Raw genomic sequence first — 17,240 nt, 5'->3', positions numbered from 1 at the left:
ACGATAAAACTATGAAGCAGATTAAATATTTATTATTGTTCGTTGCCATCTTTATGACAAATAGTATAGTAGCACAAAATGCTAATCAAGCAAAGGCATGCCTGGATAAAGCTACTGCAAAAGTGTCTAATTTAGGCGGTTTTACTGCCCACTTTGCCCTCTCCAGACCAGGTTCTGTTGGCAGGGCATCGGGCACTATTTCTGTGAAAGGAACTAAATTTGTTGCTACTACTCCACAGACAACCGTATGGTTTAATGGTACGACACAATGGTCATATATGAAGTCAACTGACGAGGTGAACGTTTCTACACCTACAGAGGCGCAACGCCTTTCAATGAATCCTTACGCATTGATGACACTGTATCGTCAGGGCTACAACCTCTCTATGACAACAGAGGGTGGTGCTTACGTAGTACACATGAAGGCTACCAATCCTAAACGCAATATCCCAGAGGCATATGTAACAGTCAATAAAGCTTATCAGTTGCAGAAAATCAAGATCAAACAGGCTAACAAGTGGACTACTATAACAGTCTCTGACATCCAGCGTAAGAATCTTTCTGATGCTATTTTTACTTTTAATAAGAAAAGTCATCCATCTGCTGAGATTATAGACTTGAGATAAATGACTTACTGGGAGGCTATACAAACACTACATAAGCACTTCTACCTATCTGGTAGAAGGAATAAAATATGGCAAGCCAACAACGTAGCAAAGCTTTTTTACTACGTGTTGGCTGTTTTTCTTTATGCTTATTTTGTTTGGATAGGATGTGAATTAGCAGACCTCATCATCAAGGATAATTTAGGGGGATATCGTTTCATCTATGCCCTACTACCGCTTCTGCTGTTCTTAGATTATCTTTTCAGATATACAACAGACCATCGGTTGCTGATGCATATCCGTCCTTATCTTCTCCTACCGCTTCCCAAACACAGCTATACAGACTATCTGATTTTGCGTCAGTTGATAGTTTTTAAGAACGTAAACCTCCTCTTTATCTGCATTCCTTTTGGTATTAAAACAGTCATTCCAGAGTTGGGTGCAACAGCTATGATTGGTTATACAGCAGGATTTTACCTCCTTCTGCTTATCAACGGACAGTTTTTCCAGTTTACACAAGTGCTGACGGCACGTGGACTTTTGTATTGGCTCATACCGATTTTTACTTATTTCTCCATCGCAGTAATAACAATCTTCTTCCCTTCTCCACAAAGTTACCTCCATCACTGTGCAGAGATGGGCAATGCAATGATTAGAGGTGAGATATGGATATATGCTGTTATGGTATTGTTGCTAATAGGAATGATATTGCTAAATCGCAATGTCCTTGAACAGCGTATCCGCCAAGAACAATACCCAGCAACAAGATCTAAAAGTACCAAAAGTAATATCAAACTCACTTTCTTCGATCGTTTCAACTTAATCGGAGAGTACCTTAAAATAGAGTTATGGACAATCCTCCGAAATAAGAGCCTACGCCTTATATTCATTTTCAACACAATTGGTATCTTTCTGTTTAGCCTAATTATTGCTGTTGACCCAGAAAGTGACATCGTAAAAATCAATGGCTTCATTTACTACAGCTTTATCATCTACGGGTTAAGTTCACTTACAAAAATCATGTGTTATGAAGGCAATTACTACGAGTGCCTACTGATGCAGCGTAATAGTGTCCAAACTCTTTTGTTAGCAAAGTACTACTTCTATACTGCCCTGCAGTTAGTTCCATTGCTAACCTTCCTTCCCATAGTTCTTATTGGCAAAATAAGCTTTTGGACGATACTTGCCTACGCTCTCTTTACAGCTGGTGTCGCCTATCGTATTCTATTTCAAATGGCGGTATATAATAAGGTAACATTCTCTATGCAAGCTACCCACACGGGCAAGAATGCGAATACAAACTACATACAGCTCATCGTTACAATCATTACTATCATAAGTCCGTTCCCCATCGCTGCATTAGGTACATGGTGGCTAAACCAACCGATTCTCACAAACGCCACCCTCTCCCTCCTTGGTATCATCTTCATAACCACTCATCGTCGTTGGATTAGTAGTATCAGCCGAAAGATAAAAGACAACCAATACGAACAACTTGACGGGTTTAGGAGGAGTAGATAAAGAAAACAACTTTCCGTTAAAACCAAAACCAAAAATGAGCAGTTAGACTGGGTAATCACTCACAACTCGCATCATCTTCACCACCTTTTTACATAGTACTAAGCATCAACACCATATGTGTTAAAGCATGAGCACCACATGTGCTAAGCGTGAGCACCATATGTGCGCAGCCTCAACACCACAATAAAAGTACTGAACATAAAATGGACTTTAGGGTGAATAGAGTCGCTAAACAACAATGAATAAGGTGACAAGAGGAATACTTATAAACCAAGCATAGCCAATATAATCTAAGAAACTCTTCTCTTAACAGGAAAATATCTACAATCATTAGAAAAACAACTATAGTTAATTCAACTCAACACAGAACAAAATAAGTAATATAAATGTTTTTGACTTATAGAAGTTTTTTCGTAACTTTGCTCTCAGAAACAAATTAAAATAAAGATTAGAACGTTATGCTTACATTAAAGCTCATCAGTGAAGAAACTGAACGCGTCATCAAAGGACTGGAGAAGAAACACTTCAAAGGTGCACGTGAGGCAGTTGAGAAAGTATTGGAATATGACCGTTTGCGTCGTGAGACTCAGCAGAAGCTTGACACAAACAAGCAGCAGCAGAATCAGCTCTCGAAGCAGATTGGTGGACTGATGAAAGAAGGAAAGAAAGACGAAGCTGACAAGATAAAGGAAGAGGTAGCACTATTAAAATCTTCTGACAAAGCTCTCCAAGAGATAATGGATATGGCACAGAAGGATATGACAGACGTGTTACTGACGATTCCTAACATCCCTAACGAGATTGTACCTGAAGGTAAGGATGCTGAGGACAATGTTGTCGTAAAGGAAGGGGGCGAGAAGCCAAACCTACCTGCTGACGCTTTGTGCCATTGGGACTTGCTAAAGAAGTTTAACTTGGTAGATTTCGACCTCGGTGTAAAGATTACTGGTGCTGGTTTCCCACTCTATATCGGTAAGTTGGCACGCTTCCAACGTGCCTTGGAGGCATTCTTCCTCGACGAAGCTCGCAAGAGTGGCTACTTGGAAGTACAGCCACCATTGGTAGTAAATCAGGAGTCTGGTCAGGCTACTGGTCAGTTGCCAGACAAAGAGGGACAGATGTATCATGCTAATCTTGACGACCTCTATCTCATCCCAACAGCTGAGGTTCCTGTAACAAACATCTTCCGTGACGAGATTCTCAACGAGCAAGACCTGCCTATCAAGCGCTGTGCTTACTCTGCTTGTTTCCGTCGTGAAGCTGGTAGCTATGGTAAAGACGTACGTGGTTTGAACCGTTTGCACCAGTTCGACAAGGTTGAGATTGTACGTATCGATAAGCCAGAGCACTCTTATCAGTCATTGGATGAGATGTTAGACCACGTTGAAGGTCTTTTAAAGAAGCTCGAATTGCCTTATCACATCCTCCGTCTTTGCGGTGGAGACATTAGCTTCACAGCTGCTCTCTGCTATGACTTTGAGGTGTGGAGTGCTGCACAAGAGCGTTGGTTGGAGGTGTCAAGTGTATCAAACTTCGAAAGCTATCAGGCAAATCGTCTGCATTGTCGTTTCCGTCATGCCGATGATAAGAAGATTGAACTCTGCCATACATTGAATGGTTCAGCCCTTGCTCTGCCACGTATCGTTGCAGCTATCATCGAGAACAACCAAACCCCAGAGGGTATTCGTGTACCAAAGGTACTCGTTCCTTACTGTGGTTTCGAGATGCTCGATGACAAGATGGACTAAAGAATACAGCCCCTCCCTTAAAAAGGAGGGGCATCATTACCGCGAACAACTAATAAAACAACAAAAGCTACTTACCCTTATCAATCTTTCATACGACTCTTTACAATAGAAGAACACCCAAAGTATAAAGAACACATAGGGTCAGTACTTTTAATATCTATTACCACTCCATGAACAAGATTATCCGTAAACAACAGTTTTCAGAGAAGGTTTTCTGCTTAGAAGTAGAAGCACCGCTCATTGCACGAAGCTGCCGTCCAGGTAACTTTATCATCGTGCGTGTTGACAACCACAGCGAACGTGTACCTTACACCATTGCTAAATCGGACCCAGTAAAGGGTACGCTCACCATGGTTATCCAAGAGGTAGGACGCTCATCAACAAAGCTTTGCCAGTTGAATGAAGGCGATGAGATTGTTGATATTGTCGGACCACTCGGCACTCCATCCCACATCGAGAACTACGGTACGATTATCTGTGCGGGTGGTGGTATTGGTATTGCTGCCATTCTCCCTATCCTCACAGCCTTGAAGCAGGCTGGTAACAGAGTAATTTCTGTCCTCGCCGGTCGCACAAAGGAGTTAGTTATCATGGTAGACGACGTAAAGAAATACTCTGATGAGGTTATCATCATGACCGATGATGGTTCCTACGGAGAGAAAGGTGTCATCACCGTGGGCGTAGAAAAGGTGATACAGCGCGAACACGTAGACAAGGTGTTAGCAATCGGACCTCCTATCATGATGAAGTTCACCTCTCTTTTAGCCAAGAAATACGGCATTCCTAACGACGTTTCACTCAATACTATCATGGTGGACGGAACAGGAATGTGTGGTGCTTGCCGTCTAACGATTGGTGGTAAGACTCGCTTTGTCTGCATTGATGGTCCTGAATTCGATGGCGACCTCGTCGACTGGGACGAGATGTTCAAGCGAATGGGGACGTTTAAGGATATTGAGACCTCCCCCAACCCCTCCGAAGGAGGGGAGTGCCTGGCGGAAAACAAGTCAGGGAATGAGGTTCAAGGGAAGAATGGAGATTGTTGCGACAGCGAGAAAAACAAGTCTACAAATAACGACGAAAACACGTCATCACCTACAGCCCACCTATCAGAAGAGTTGGAGGGAGCCGATTGGCGCACCACCTTACGCAAGGCCCTCAAGCCAAAGGAGCGCACAGCTATTGAGCGTGTGAAGATGCCAGAGTTGGATGCAGACTATCGCGCGAAGACCCGTTTAGAGGAGGTAAATATCGGATTAACCCCAGAGATGGCCATGCAAGAGGCTAAACGTTGCCTTGACTGTCCAAAACCCTCTTGCGTAGAGGGCTGTCCTGTAAACATTCACATACCAGACTTCATTAAGAATATAGAGCGTGGCGACTTCCTCGAAGCAGCCAAGATACTCAAAGAAACATCAGCTTTGCCAGCCGTATGCGGTCGTGTTTGTCCACAAGAGAAGCAATGTGAGAGCCGTTGTATCCACTTGAAGATGAACTCACCAGCTGTAGCCATCGGTTATCTTGAGCGTTTCGCAGCCGACTACGAGCGTGAAAGTGGACACATGGCATTGCCTACTGTTGCACCATCCAATGGTATCAAGGTAGCCGTTATTGGTTCTGGTCCTGCAGGCTTGAGTTTTGCTGGCGATATGGCTAAGCGTGGCTTCGAGGTTTATGTATTTGAGGCACTGCACGAGATTGGCGGTGTTTTGAAATATGGTATCCCTGAGTTCCGTCTGCCAAACAAGATTGTTGATGTCGAAATAGATAATCTTCGTCGTATAGGTGTACACTTCCAGACCGATACTATCGTCGGTAAGACCATCAGTATAGAAGACTTAAAGGAGAAGGGCTTCAAGGGTATCTTCGTTGGTTCAGGTGCAGGATTACCTAACTTTATGGGTATTCCAGGCGAGAACGCTATCAACATCCTTTCAAGTAACGAGTATCTGACACGTGTAAACCTCATGGACGCAGCCAATCCAGAGACCGACACACCAATCATTATGGGTAAGAAAGTCTTGGTTATCGGTGGTGGTAACACAGCTATGGACTCTTGTCGTACTGCCAAACGATTAGGTGCTGACGTCACACTCGTCTATCGTCGTTCTGAAGCCGAGATGCCTGCACGTCTTGAAGAGGTGAAACATGCTAAAGAAGAGGGTATTAACTTCCTCACTCTTCATAATCCACAGGAATATAAGGCGGATGAGAAAGGCCGTGTATGTGCCGCTGTCTTAGACGTAATGAAACTCGGAGAACCAGACGCAAGCGGACGCTGTCGACCAGAATTGACTGGCGAGACCGTCACTGTCGAGTGCGATCAGGTTATCGTTGCCGTAGGTGTATCACCTAACCCATTGGTACCAAAGTCTGTAAAGGGACTTGAATTAGGTCGCAAAGACACCATTGTTGTCAACGAACAGATGCAGAGTTCACAGCCAGAAATCTTTGCTGGTGGTGACATTGTACGTGGTGGTGCAACCGTTATCCTTGCCATGGGAGACGGAAGAAGAGCCGCTGCAAACATGGCAGAACAATTATTAGCAGAAAAATAATCACCCTGCTTATTGCTTGTATTGGTTAGTAGCACGTTTTATTAATGACAGTTACTCCCTTTCCAACAACAACAAACAGTGGTGCTAAGCCTTAGCACGAATGGTGTTTACATACAGCACCATTCGTGCGAAGCATCAGCACATGTGCAAAGAGGCATAAATAGCTTACTTTCTGTACCCTGAATAAAGAGCAATATACTAACAAACAATGTATATGAGAAGCGTGTACAGGATAGTATGAAACCTTATAATCGAAACAGTCGGATTGAGTTCTTCAATCCGACTGTTTTAGTTTTTGTAATTAAGAAACTAAAAGTAATAGAACAATCCTATCATTCCTTGCTATAAATCGTTGGGTCTTTCACACCTGCAGCTTCAAAGGCTTCCTTACGTTCAACGCATGTTCCACACTTACCACAGTGAATATCAGCACCTTTATAACAGCTCCAAGTCTTAGAATAGTCTATTCCCAACGCAGCACCACGCGCCACAATCTCAGCCTTAGTAATCTCCATATAAGGAGCCTCCACACGCACTTTCACAAAAGTTCCAGCCTCCGTAGCACCATTCATCGCATGAATAAACTCTGGACGGCAGTCAGGATAAATCGTATGGTCACCACCATGATTAGCAATATACACACGCTTCAACTCATGACTCTCAGCAATCCCCGTTGCAATCGCAAGCATAATACCATTGCGGAAAGGAACAACCGTCGACTTCATATTCTCTTCCTCATAATGCCCCTCTGGAATAGCATCAGCCCCATCAAGCAACGAACTCTTGAAATACTGGTGCATAAAAGACAGTGGAATCGTAATATGAGGAATCCCCAACTTCTCACAATGATACTGAGCATAAGGTAGTTCCTTAGCCCCATGGTTCTGACCATAGTCGAAAGAGATTGCTAAAGCGATCGTCTCCGCCTTATCATAAAGCAACGTGATAGAATCAAGTCCACCACTGACAATAATAACCGAATCTTTCATTACAATCTTATTTTTTTGCAAATTTACAAAAAAGATAGTGTTTGATTTCACCAATCCATCAAAAATTAGTATTTTTGCGGATAGGAATATTATAACGTTACAAATAATAAAGAACAAATGAAAATTAACGATTTTAACTTCGCTGGACATAAGGCTATCGTCCGCGTAGACTTCAATGTGCCTTTGGATGAGAATGGTCATGTAACTGACGAGACACGTATCCGTGGTGCTTTGCCAACACTTAAGAAGGTATTGGCTGACGGTGGTGCTCTTATCATGATGAGCCACATGGGTAAGCCAAAGGGCAAAGTGAAGCCAGAGCTTTCATTGAGCCAGATTGTTAAGAACGTAAGCAATGCTCTCGGCGTTGAGGTTAAGTTCGCTAAGGACGCTGGTAACGCTGAAGCTGAGGCTGCTGCATTGAAACCAGGCGAGGCTCTCTTGCTTGAGAACCTTCGTTACTATCCAGAAGAGGAAGGCAAGCCAGTAGGTGTTGAGAAGGGAACTCCAGAGTTCGACGCTGCAAAGGCTGAGATGAAGGAACGTCAGAAGGACTTCGCTAAGAAGCTCGCTTCATACGCTGACGTATATGTAAACGATGCATTCGGTACAGCTCACCGTAAGCACGCATCTACAGCAGTTATCGCTGACTACTTCGATGCTGACCACAAGATGTTGGGTTACCTCATGGAGAAAGAGGTTACAGCTATCGACAACGTATTGAAAAACGCTCAGCATCCTTTCACCGCTATCATCGGTGGTTCAAAGGTAAGCTCTAAGCTCGCTGTAATCAAGAACCTCCTCGACAAGGTTGACAACCTCATCATCGGTGGTGGTATGGGTTATACCTTCATCAAGGCACAGGGTGGTAAGATTGGTAAGTCACTCCACGAGGACGACTTGATGCCAGAGGCATTGAACGTAATCGCTGCAGCTAAGGAGAAGGGTGTAAACCTTTCACTCTCTGTTGCTACTGTTTGTGGTAAGGACTTCTCTAACGATACAGAGCGTAAAGTATTCCCTATCGATCAGATTCCTGATGAGTGGGAAGGTATGGACGCATCTGAGGAGAGCATCGAGGCATGGAAGAAGATTATCCTCGCTTCTAAGACTATCCTTTGGAACGGTCCTGTAGGCGTATTCGAGTTGGAGAACTTCGCTAAGGGTACTGGCGAGATTGCCAAGGCTGTTGCACAGGCAACTCAGGAGAACGGCGCATACTCTCTCGTTGGTGGTGGTGACTCAGTTGCTGCTGTTAATAAGTTCGGTCTTGCTGACAAGGTATCTTACGTATCTACTGGTGGTGGTGCTATGCTCGAGGCTATCGAGGGTAAGGTACTCCCAGGTGTAGCTGCTATCGAGAAGTAAGAGATTTATCTATCTCTCAAATATACACAAGCCGTTGCTTCATCATGAAGTGACGGCTTTTTTTATATAGCGAACTAAACGAGGAAACGAACCATATACGAGAGTAGTATCTAATGGCTTACAGGAAACTAATTAACGATTTACAACTTAACAACAGGTTATAATCTTCATCAATCGACACTCTTTTGTAATAAAAACTTCATACCTACAATTTTAGTAGATGCTTAATCGGAGTTGAATTAACGCCTAATTGGCTTCTAAAAGATGCCCTTTTGAACCCTTACTAACGCCCTTTTGCACCCTTACTAAGCACCTTTTAAAACACACACTCACAACAACCTGATAACAAAACATTTACAAGAACGCTTAAAACGCATATTTTTTGAGGTTTTTCTTGCCTTATCTTCCATTGTTTTGTAAAGATAATTGATAACTAAACTTAAAACCTTAAACTTTGACGTTTAAACTGTCCCCCAAACGGTAACCATAATTATGAATTTTGAATTATGAATTAACAACTCGCAGTTTCATACAGCTTGAGCACTATTTCATCAGCAGGGAGAAAAAAGATGAGAGTAAGTAGAAGATTAAAACTAACTTTGCAATGAGGTTATTAAAACAGTATCAAAACATGACCATTAAAGTACATGACAACATGATATATTTAACTCAAACAAAGATGAAGAAAAACAAACAAAGGAAAAAGCAAATCATTCTTTCCACCACCGCTATCATTGCTATACTCGGAGCGATAATTGCATTGTGCAATATTATTGTTGATAAGAATGCAAAAGGAAGAACATTCAATGATATCAATGATGTTCCCACTATGCAGACAGCCTTACTGCTCGGTACTAACCCAAAGGCAAGGGGAGGGAAAAGACCGAGTTCCTTCTATATGGCACGTATCAAGGCGACTGTAGAACTTTACAAACATGGGAAGTTCAAACAACTTATTATTAGTGGAGACAAACGCGAAGGATATGACGAACCACAAACAATGCGCCATGACCTTATAGAAAGAGGTGTCCCTGATAGTATCATCACAATGGACGGACAAGGCTATCGTACCCTACTATCTATGAGAAATATTAAGCAACACTTTCGGGTTAACGATATGATTATCATCTCACAGAAGTGGCACAATGAGCGTAGCATCTTCTTAGCAGACAAGATGAATATTAAAGCTGTGGGATATAATGCTGATGACGTACGACATCCAAGGGCCATATGGACACATATAAGGGAGTTATTGGCAAGAGTTAAACTCTTTATTGACTTGTATATTACACATCGAAAAGACTTCTGTGAGTAGCTATCCTAAGCCACTGATAGGGTGCAAGAAATAGATTTTCTATACAAAGTAACAAGAGTATAGCTTTTTATTACTAAATTTGCACTACTATAACAATTTGTTGACAATAAGTAGTGAAACAGCTGTTAATCATACAAAACGGAAGCACAGAAATGATGCGACTGGCGTTTGACGAGATTCTTTATATTCGGTCAGACGGCAACTATTGTGTGATGACACTTTCAAATGGTGAGGAGATACAGTTATGGATGAACCTCAAAGCCATTACAGAACTCATTGATCAACAGATGCGACAGCAAGAAATTGTATTCGTAAGGGTGGGTAAACAATATGTTCTCAACCTTCACTATATCAGTAGAATTGACACGAAGAAGGACCAGCTGAGCCTGTGGAGAAAAGAACTATCACAAAAGATAGTACTCGACTCTATCTCACACAAAGCGTTGCAGCTCCTTGAAGAGGGTATAAAACAAAAGCAGAATGAGCTATAGTGACGACGATATTCAGTTCTTAGGAGGTACGGAATTCAAGCCTTCTCAGCTAACAAACAAGCAGCAGCCAGCATCCCGCAGATGGTGGATAGGAGTTGTTGCGCTTGTATTTATCGCCCTTTCTGCTGCAACCTTCTACTTCTGGCAGAAAGCAAATAGCCGTACCCTCGCTTTTGATTACCCATTAAGTCGCACGTCAACAGAAATCATTCGCGACTTAGAGAAGATGCCGACAGACTCGTTACAAGGGGTAACGATGAAGGTTGATTCACTCTATGGTGTGAGTATGAGACTATACGAACTGCACGGACTTACACCTACCCTATCTCGTACTGCCCCTTCTGACAGCGACTCTACCGTCTGCCTTGTCACACATGGTTGGGACTTCTATTGGGACGAAAACCATCAGTACAAATACATTGGCGACTTTATCTATCATGGTAAGGAGTATGCCAGCAACCATAATAAGGCTGGTTTTGTAGCTATTGTTGGCGACAAGTGGCAAATAGGCATCGGTCAGGACGATTCCATAAAGGAGTATGTCAAAGCTCACAATGGTAGTATGTTCCGCCAATTTGCCCTCGTATCGGCAGGACAAATATGTGAGGAGCAGTTTGCCTTAAAGGGAAAAGTGACACGCTGTGCATTAGCACGTAAGGCCGGCTCTACAACGATTTGGTATGTTGAGACTATCCATAAAGAATCCCTCTACGACTTTGCACAAGCCATTGCCGACTATGGCTTTACTGATGCCGTCTATCTGACAGGTGGAAACAATGGTAACACCTTCTATCGCACACCATCCAATAGCATCTGTGGAGTAGCTGACTGGAAGGGATACGGAAATAACCTACTTATATTTAAGAAAACAAAATAGAAACAAGTTAATAGGAATATCAAATAAAAAAATAAAGACTCATTTGTACGTAAGTATATTGAAGAGAGTATGACAATTTTAGTTCTTAAAACAATATATATATATTTTAGTTTGAATAAGATGTTTATATCTTGTTTTTTTGTATATTTGCACTATATTTTAAAAGCATTTAATCAATGAATAAGGTTATGTGTAACTCTTCTGCGATAAGATGTATAAACTACTGTTGATCATCAACAAGTTACATAAATAGATACATACAAGTTCTGGTAAAGAATGTCATTTCGAGCCTTTTTGCCACAATGTTACGTTTATAAGTTCTTGATATTCAACGTTCATTATCGCTGAAGAGTTATTTTGTTTGTAATCAAAATATAAATAATATGGAAATTATCTCATTAAGAGGTCCCCAAAATAGTGGGAAAACAACAACACTAACGATTGTACATGATAAGCTATTGGAACAAAGCTCTCAAAATTCTAACAGTTATTTTAAAGAAATATCCAATGGTGATTTTCTTGATGTCATAGAATACAACGGAAGAAAAGTTGGTATTGTTACACAGGGAGATTATTCAAGAGGAGAATGCTCTGTAAAGAATCATCTCGAAGAATTAAAGGATTTGGGATGCGATGTGGCTATTTGTGCTTGTACAATTGGTTACGGCAAAGACAGTATTCAAGCTGCTATCAATGCTTATCCTATGCACGATTACATTGAAAAGAAATGGGTTGACGATGCCACACTATACAACACAGCCAATCATGAAGATGCGAATAAGATAATGGCACTACTTAACCTTCAAAAAGTTTTGTTTGTCTTATTGAATGAGTACACAGATTGGGAAGGTGCTTTTCTCTCTACAGCCCTTCATGTTGGCGTAATACCAGGTAGTGAAATCAAGTACAGAGTGCATACAGTTGCTCCGACATTAGATGCAGTCTGTTCCATTGGTGGATTCAAAACATTGCCCAACTATTCTTTTGAGAATATGCCCAAAGACTATGCAGCCTTAGTGCTTATCGGTGGCAATCAATGGGATTCTCCTGAAGCAGAACTTGTTGAGCCATTGGTACAAGAAGCATTGAATAATGGCAAACCCGTAGGAGCTATATGCAACGGAGCATCGTTTCTGTGTGCTCATGGCTTCTTGAACAACGTAAAACATACGGGTAATGGTCTCGACCAACTTAAACAATGGGGTGGTGAAAGATACACGAACGAAACAGGATATGTGAACGCACAGGCTGTAAGTGATAAAAACATCGTTACAGCAAATATTACTGGTCACTTGGAGTTCACTCGTGAAATGCTCTTACTTCTGAAAGCCAATACTCCTAAAAAGATTGCAGATTGGTATGACTTTTATAAGAATGGATTTGTAAAACAGTAGTAATACTAACAAATAAAATTGATTAGGAGAGGGTGTATCAAAATGTATATACCAATTTGATAATCTTACAGTTTGAAACAATTCATTAAAAATGACCATTTCTGTACTCGATTTTGAGTAAAGAAATGGTCTTTTCTTTGTTTTAGGAAAAACTACTTATAGTTTGAAAGTTGTCAAGTTATTAATTTGCATTTTGACACACGCTCTTTCTATATAACTTGTTGTAATAAGTCTGAGAATGATATTCTAATCTCTTAAGCGATAAAGTCCAATTTCAGAGATAGTTGGCACTGCACGCACCTCACTGATAATAAGGCGTACCTCCTTAGCAGTTTCAACAGGGAACTTCAGCAAACGCTTATGACCAACGGTTGTACCCTCAGTTACTTTCTTCCAATTGCCCTTGGCATCCTTCACCTCAAGTGAGAACTTCTCAACACGCTGTCCCTTACGGATATCCTCCTGCACAGAAAGGACATTGAAGGTAGCAGGTTTATTCAGTTTGAATGAGAAGACAGCCTTACCATCCTTCATCTTTGGACGTACAGAAGTGTCATAATTATCGTCAATAACATTGCGACCCTTACCCTCTGAAAGCACACAAGTAACCTTTGCCTTTGCCAAGAGATTATCAGTGAAGGTATTTGCATACAACTGGCGGAAACCACGAAGACTTCTTATATCAGCCTCAGAGAGTTTACCTTCCTTATTAGGAGGGAGATTCAAGAGGAGTACACCATTCATTCCGACAGATGTGAAATAGATATCCATCAGTTCCTTTGGCGACTTCACCTTGCTATCCTGATCCTCATGATAGAACCAACCTGGACGGATAGACACATCAATCTCAGCTGGATACCAAATGAGTGACTTTGCCTTTTCAATCTTCTTGCGGCTACCGAGATCCTGACCCATCATATCACCAACAGGTGCAGTCAGCACTTCCTTCTGTGAGTTCTTTGCAATAGCATCCTGATCAAGATTGTCCTTTGGCACAACACTCCATTCCATCTCACGGCCACGGCCAGTCTCTGTACCAACCCAACGAACATCAGGTCCCATGACAGCTATCACTGCCTCTGGCTGTAACTTACGAATAAGCTCATACCAACGTACAAAGTCATACACCTGCTTCTTACCATTTGGTCCTTCACCACAAGCACCATCAAACCATACTTCACTTACCTTACCATATTGTGTAAGCAATTCTGTCAACTGTTTAACAAAGAAGTCGTTATAAGCTTCAGTTCCATAAAGGTCTGAATTACGATCCCAAGGAGAGAGATAGACACCAAAGTCCATACCATACTTCTTGCAGGCATCGCTCACCTCACGTACAACATCACCTTTACCCTTCTTCCATGGAGAGTTCTTAACACTATGTTCTGTATAAGCCGATGGCCACAAACAGAAACCATCATGGTGCTTACAAGTAAGGATAGCACACTTAAAGCCTGCTGCCTTCAACTCACGTATCCACTGATCAGCATCAAGGTCAGTAGGATTAAAGATAGCTGGTGACTCCTTACCATCACCCCACTCTCTACCAGTATAGGTGTTTATACCATAATACAAGAAAGCCGTAAGTTCCAGACGCTGCCAATTAAACTGACAAGCAGAAGGCACCATCTGGGCAGTTTTCCTGACAATATCAGCGGGACTGTCGGTGGGTTGTAGGCCACAAGATTCTTTTCCAGAGCATGGGATGCTGTAGCAAAGCGGGCATGAATAGCAAACAGATGGTTGCAACAGTCGACTTTATAAACGGAGAATAGACTTTAATCCTCATAAAACAAATTGTGATAGTTGGGTTCGTATGATTTGATAAGATGCAGCAAATTTATAATTTTCTACTGAAAATGCCAAATAATGGAGCCATAAAAATAAATTCTTCCTTTGTAAGTCATAAACAAGAATAGCTTAAAAGACATCTCTCTAAGAAGGAAGATGCCTTCATCAAAAGTTTTTTTACCATCTCTCGCCATTGCGATTATCTAAATTTCTTTTCAGATTATTTTGTGGTTCCAGAATTTTTACCTACCTTTGTCGCCGATAAAAAACAAGACTTTGAACAGGTAGAAGGAAACATGCAAAATCATAACGAATTCCTTTTCACAAGCGCAAGCAACAGCATCATACAGGAGAACGAAAGTTTTTCTGCGAAAAAATGTACAAGAAAGTCGTCAGATTATTTGGTAGTTTCAAATAATTTATTACTCTCTCTCTCTCTCTCTCTCTCTCTCTCTCTCTGGTAGAGCAGACGCAGACCATCCTTTTTTATTTCTCGTTCACGCGCGCGAGGCATGTCTCGCAAACTCTTATCCACAAAGGGCTCGGTAGAGTTCCCCTTGTGCAGTAACCCATGCCTTTTTGTGAACTAACAGAAGACAAAATAAGACCAAACGTTGCATTATATAATTCTATAAATTATGAAGAAAAAACAATTAAAAACTTATTGCATCCCTGTATCTACTCTGGTGTATGTAAAAACTTCTTCGCTAATGGAAACCTCTTTCCCCAGCCAACATAATCCGGGTCAGCACGGTACAGGTCCAAGCAGTGCCAAGCAGGGAATGAACTGGGAAGAGTTGCAAGAAGGCAAAGAGGGCGTTTCCACTTGGGAAGACTAACGAAAGAGAGTTATCAACAAAAAAAAAACAAAAACAAAACGACGAAATGAAAAAAGATTTATTTAGGGCGCATCTGATGTCGCTCATAGCCCTTTGCAGTTTTATGCTGGTGCTGGGTTCTTGTGCCAATGAGGACATAACGCAGAAAACAACAGACACAGATGCCGACAACGACAAGAACCTGACTACGTTTACAACAGGTACAGATCCAAACACTCGCACTTCACTAGACTACAACACTGGTGCTTTCTATTGGGAATCTGGTGACCATATCTATGTAAAGGATGACAACTACATGTGGCAGAAGAGCAGTAACGCTCCTACCACAAAGACAGCCTCTTTTAGTTTCATGGTACCAGGTAAGTTCACGGAACAAGCATCCTATAAGGTTTTTTATCCTGGCAAGAACGGAAATCAAAATGAAGTGACCATTCTAGCTGCCCAGACGCAGACTGTACCAAATACTACAGCCCACTTGGGTGAGTCGGGCGACTGTGGAACGGCTGACGCAACAGGAACCGTCGGCGGAAAAACATTCAGCTTCAAGCTCGATCATCAGGCTGCCTATCTCGTCTTCCAACCTTACACGAGCAACGCCGTTCTTCGTAATTGCTATCTGACAAAGATAGAAGTTACCTCTAACAATGATATTACTGACACCTATACATTTGATTTCACAACGAACAAACTGACAGGTGGAACACCATGGTCTTCTACTAATCACAAACAGATTATCCTTACCACAAAGGGAAGCGGTACTTACGTCGATGGTTTCCCATTGACCAACAGCGCTGCTGACCTTACAACCAATGGCGCCTACATGGTTATCAAACCAGGTACACATAAACTTAGAATCCGCTATTGGGTGAAAGATGTAGTCAATAACATAGAGGGAACCATTACAAAGGTGCTCAGTTCTTTTAATTATGTAAAGAACACCTATTACGACATGATAGCTGATCTTAATATTCGTAGCTACGACGGTCACCAATATTACATGTGGGATGCCCAGCAGAACTATTGGGCAGGCCATGAATGGGACTCTTCTGACCCCTGGCAGCCGAAACTTTGGTATCAATCGAATCCCAATTATCCACAAAACAATACTGACCCTCGCTGGTATAACGAGGTGGTTTGCGATCCCAGCAACCCACAGGACGCTACAACGCCTCTCTTTCAGACGCTGCTAAGTGCTAATGAAATGTCTTGGTATACTCGTGCAGGTGACCCTCGTTGGGATACTGATGAACTATGGGCAACAATGGGTCATCTTTACAAAGGCGGCGTGTGGTTAAAGAAACTCTCCAGAATTGCAGCTGATCAACATGTTACTACGGCCTACATGAAAACAAAAGGAGTAGCTGGTGTTGATATGCGTACCCATACAATTATCATAATGACCACCCCATATTATACAGTTCCCAAAAAAACTCTTCCTGATGCTGCCGAACAAGCTGACTATTTCTACTTACCTGCTCTTGGCTCGTATAATAACGGAGCATTTCAAGAATGTGGTAGAAATGGTGGCTACTGGTCTTCAACAGCTGCACCAACAGGAGGGAGCACACACGCCTGGCATATGTCTATCAGTAAAGATTACCTTGATATGCACGACTTTGGTAGTGACCGTAGGTCGGGCATCATAGCTGCACCTTTCAAAAACGGTCAGACAGGCTCAGGCCCATTCTTTGAATAGTCATTCCATAGGAAAGCCGAAGATAGTCTTTGGTGGTTCTTTCCTATC

General features: G+C 42.0%; 13 protein-coding genes. 11 read left to right on the top strand and 2 right to left on the bottom strand.

Annotated elements, in window-relative coordinates; genetic code table 11:
* Window positions 1–11: 11 nt before the first annotated feature.
* The 4 genes from lolA1 to J4861_RS02980 all read left to right on the top strand — a co-directional run bounded on the left by lolA1 (window position 12) and on the right by J4861_RS02980 (window position 6,432).
* Window positions 12–626, top strand: coding sequence for an outer membrane lipoprotein periplasmic chaperone LolA1 (lolA1, locus tag J4861_RS02995; protein WP_211815736.1), 615 nt, complete (start codon window positions 12–14; stop codon window positions 624–626).
* Complete coding sequence (locus J4861_RS02990) at window positions 627–2,126, top strand: DUF5687 family protein (RefSeq protein WP_211815735.1); 1,500 nt, start codon at window positions 627–629, stop codon at window positions 2,124–2,126.
* 458 nt (window positions 2,127–2,584) lie between these two features.
* Complete coding sequence (serS, locus tag J4861_RS02985) at window positions 2,585–3,874, top strand: serine--tRNA ligase (protein ID WP_211815734.1); 1,290 nt, start codon at window positions 2,585–2,587, stop codon at window positions 3,872–3,874.
* A gap of 170 nt (window positions 3,875–4,044) precedes the next feature.
* Window positions 4,045–6,432 (top strand): bifunctional dihydroorotate dehydrogenase B NAD binding subunit/NADPH-dependent glutamate synthase, encoded by a 2,388-nt coding sequence (locus tag J4861_RS02980; RefSeq protein ID WP_211815733.1) that lies wholly within the window; start codon window positions 4,045–4,047, stop codon window positions 6,430–6,432.
* A gap of 332 nt (window positions 6,433–6,764) precedes the next feature.
* Here the strand turns inward: J4861_RS02980 and queC are convergent, their stop codons facing one another.
* Window positions 6,765–7,421 (bottom strand): 7-cyano-7-deazaguanine synthase QueC, encoded by a 657-nt coding sequence (gene queC / locus J4861_RS02975; protein ID WP_211815732.1) that lies wholly within the window; start codon window positions 7,419–7,421, stop codon window positions 6,765–6,767.
* A gap of 117 nt (window positions 7,422–7,538) precedes the next feature.
* Between queC and J4861_RS02970 the strand changes: the two genes are divergently transcribed.
* The 5 genes from J4861_RS02970 to J4861_RS02950 all read left to right on the top strand — a co-directional run bounded on the left by J4861_RS02970 (window position 7,539) and on the right by J4861_RS02950 (window position 12,866).
* The gene (locus J4861_RS02970; protein WP_036862583.1) at window positions 7,539–8,789 is read left to right on the top strand and encodes a phosphoglycerate kinase; all 1,251 of its coding nucleotides are present in this window, start codon (window positions 7,539–7,541) and stop codon (window positions 8,787–8,789) included.
* Window positions 8,790–9,468: 679 nt separating this feature from the next.
* Window positions 9,469–10,104, top strand: a complete 636-nt coding sequence (locus J4861_RS02965) for a SanA/YdcF family protein (RefSeq protein ID WP_211815731.1) — start codon at window positions 9,469–9,471, stop codon at window positions 10,102–10,104.
* Between the two features lie 113 nt (window positions 10,105–10,217).
* Window positions 10,218–10,595 carry a LytTR family DNA-binding domain-containing protein gene (locus tag J4861_RS02960; RefSeq protein ID WP_226893203.1) on the top strand — a complete coding sequence of 126 codons (378 nt, stop codon included), beginning with the start codon at window positions 10,218–10,220 and terminating at the stop codon, window positions 10,593–10,595.
* On the top strand, window positions 10,585–11,472 hold the full coding sequence (locus tag J4861_RS02955) for a hypothetical protein (RefSeq protein WP_211815730.1): 888 nt from the start codon (window positions 10,585–10,587) through the stop codon (window positions 11,470–11,472). Before J4861_RS02960 ends, J4861_RS02955 begins: the two co-directional genes overlap by 11 nt.
* Window positions 11,473–12,257: 785 nt before the next feature.
* Window positions 12,258–12,866: a type 1 glutamine amidotransferase family protein gene (locus J4861_RS02950; RefSeq protein WP_211816634.1), complete on the top strand. Its 609-nt coding sequence runs from the start codon at window positions 12,258–12,260 to the stop codon at window positions 12,864–12,866.
* Between the two features lie 246 nt (window positions 12,867–13,112).
* Here J4861_RS02950 and J4861_RS02945 read toward each other — a convergent pair whose 3' ends face one another.
* Window positions 13,113–14,615: an alpha-L-fucosidase gene (locus tag J4861_RS02945; RefSeq protein ID WP_249110721.1), complete on the bottom strand. Its 1,503-nt coding sequence runs from the start codon at window positions 14,613–14,615 to the stop codon at window positions 13,113–13,115.
* Window positions 14,616–15,295: 680 nt separating this feature from the next.
* Between J4861_RS02945 and J4861_RS02940 the strand changes: the two genes are divergently transcribed.
* Window positions 15,296–15,496 carry a hypothetical protein gene (locus J4861_RS02940; RefSeq protein WP_211815729.1) on the top strand — a complete coding sequence of 67 codons (201 nt, stop codon included), beginning with the start codon at window positions 15,296–15,298 and terminating at the stop codon, window positions 15,494–15,496.
* Between the two features lie 46 nt (window positions 15,497–15,542).
* Window positions 15,543–17,192, top strand: a complete 1,650-nt coding sequence (locus J4861_RS02935; RefSeq protein ID WP_211815728.1) for a hypothetical protein — start codon at window positions 15,543–15,545, stop codon at window positions 17,190–17,192.
* The last annotated feature ends 48 nt before the right edge of the window (window positions 17,193–17,240 follow it).

The organism is Prevotella melaninogenica, from assembly GCF_018127925.1.
Taxonomy (GTDB): domain Bacteria; phylum Bacteroidota; class Bacteroidia; order Bacteroidales; family Bacteroidaceae; genus Prevotella; species Prevotella melaninogenica_C.
This window is presented reverse-complemented; position numbering and strand designations above follow the sequence as displayed.

What these genes read in the sequence shown, in the direction of transcription:
- J4861_RS02965 (WP_211815731.1), top strand. Translation starts at nt 9,469, where the DNA reads ATGAAGAAAAACAAACAAAGGAAAAAGCAAATCATTCTTTCCACCACC.
- J4861_RS02990 (WP_211815735.1), top strand. Translation starts at nt 627, where the DNA reads ATGACTTACTGGGAGGCTATACAAACACTACATAAGCACTTCTACCTA.
- queC (WP_211815732.1), bottom strand. Translation starts at nt 7,421, where the DNA reads ATGAAAGATTCGGTTATTATTGTCAGTGGTGGACTTGATTCTATCACG.
- J4861_RS02980 (WP_211815733.1), top strand. Translation starts at nt 4,045, where the DNA reads ATGAACAAGATTATCCGTAAACAACAGTTTTCAGAGAAGGTTTTCTGC.
- J4861_RS02935 (WP_211815728.1), top strand. Translation starts at nt 15,543, where the DNA reads ATGAAAAAAGATTTATTTAGGGCGCATCTGATGTCGCTCATAGCCCTT.
- J4861_RS02940 (WP_211815729.1), top strand. Translation starts at nt 15,296, where the DNA reads ATGAAGAAAAAACAATTAAAAACTTATTGCATCCCTGTATCTACTCTG.
- J4861_RS02955 (WP_211815730.1), top strand. Translation starts at nt 10,585, where the DNA reads ATGAGCTATAGTGACGACGATATTCAGTTCTTAGGAGGTACGGAATTC.
- J4861_RS02950 (WP_211816634.1), top strand. Translation starts at nt 12,258, where the DNA reads ATGGCACTACTTAACCTTCAAAAAGTTTTGTTTGTCTTATTGAATGAG.
- lolA1 (WP_211815736.1), top strand. Translation starts at nt 12, where the DNA reads ATGAAGCAGATTAAATATTTATTATTGTTCGTTGCCATCTTTATGACA.
- J4861_RS02970 (WP_036862583.1), top strand. Translation starts at nt 7,539, where the DNA reads ATGAAAATTAACGATTTTAACTTCGCTGGACATAAGGCTATCGTCCGC.
- serS (WP_211815734.1), top strand. Translation starts at nt 2,585, where the DNA reads ATGCTTACATTAAAGCTCATCAGTGAAGAAACTGAACGCGTCATCAAA.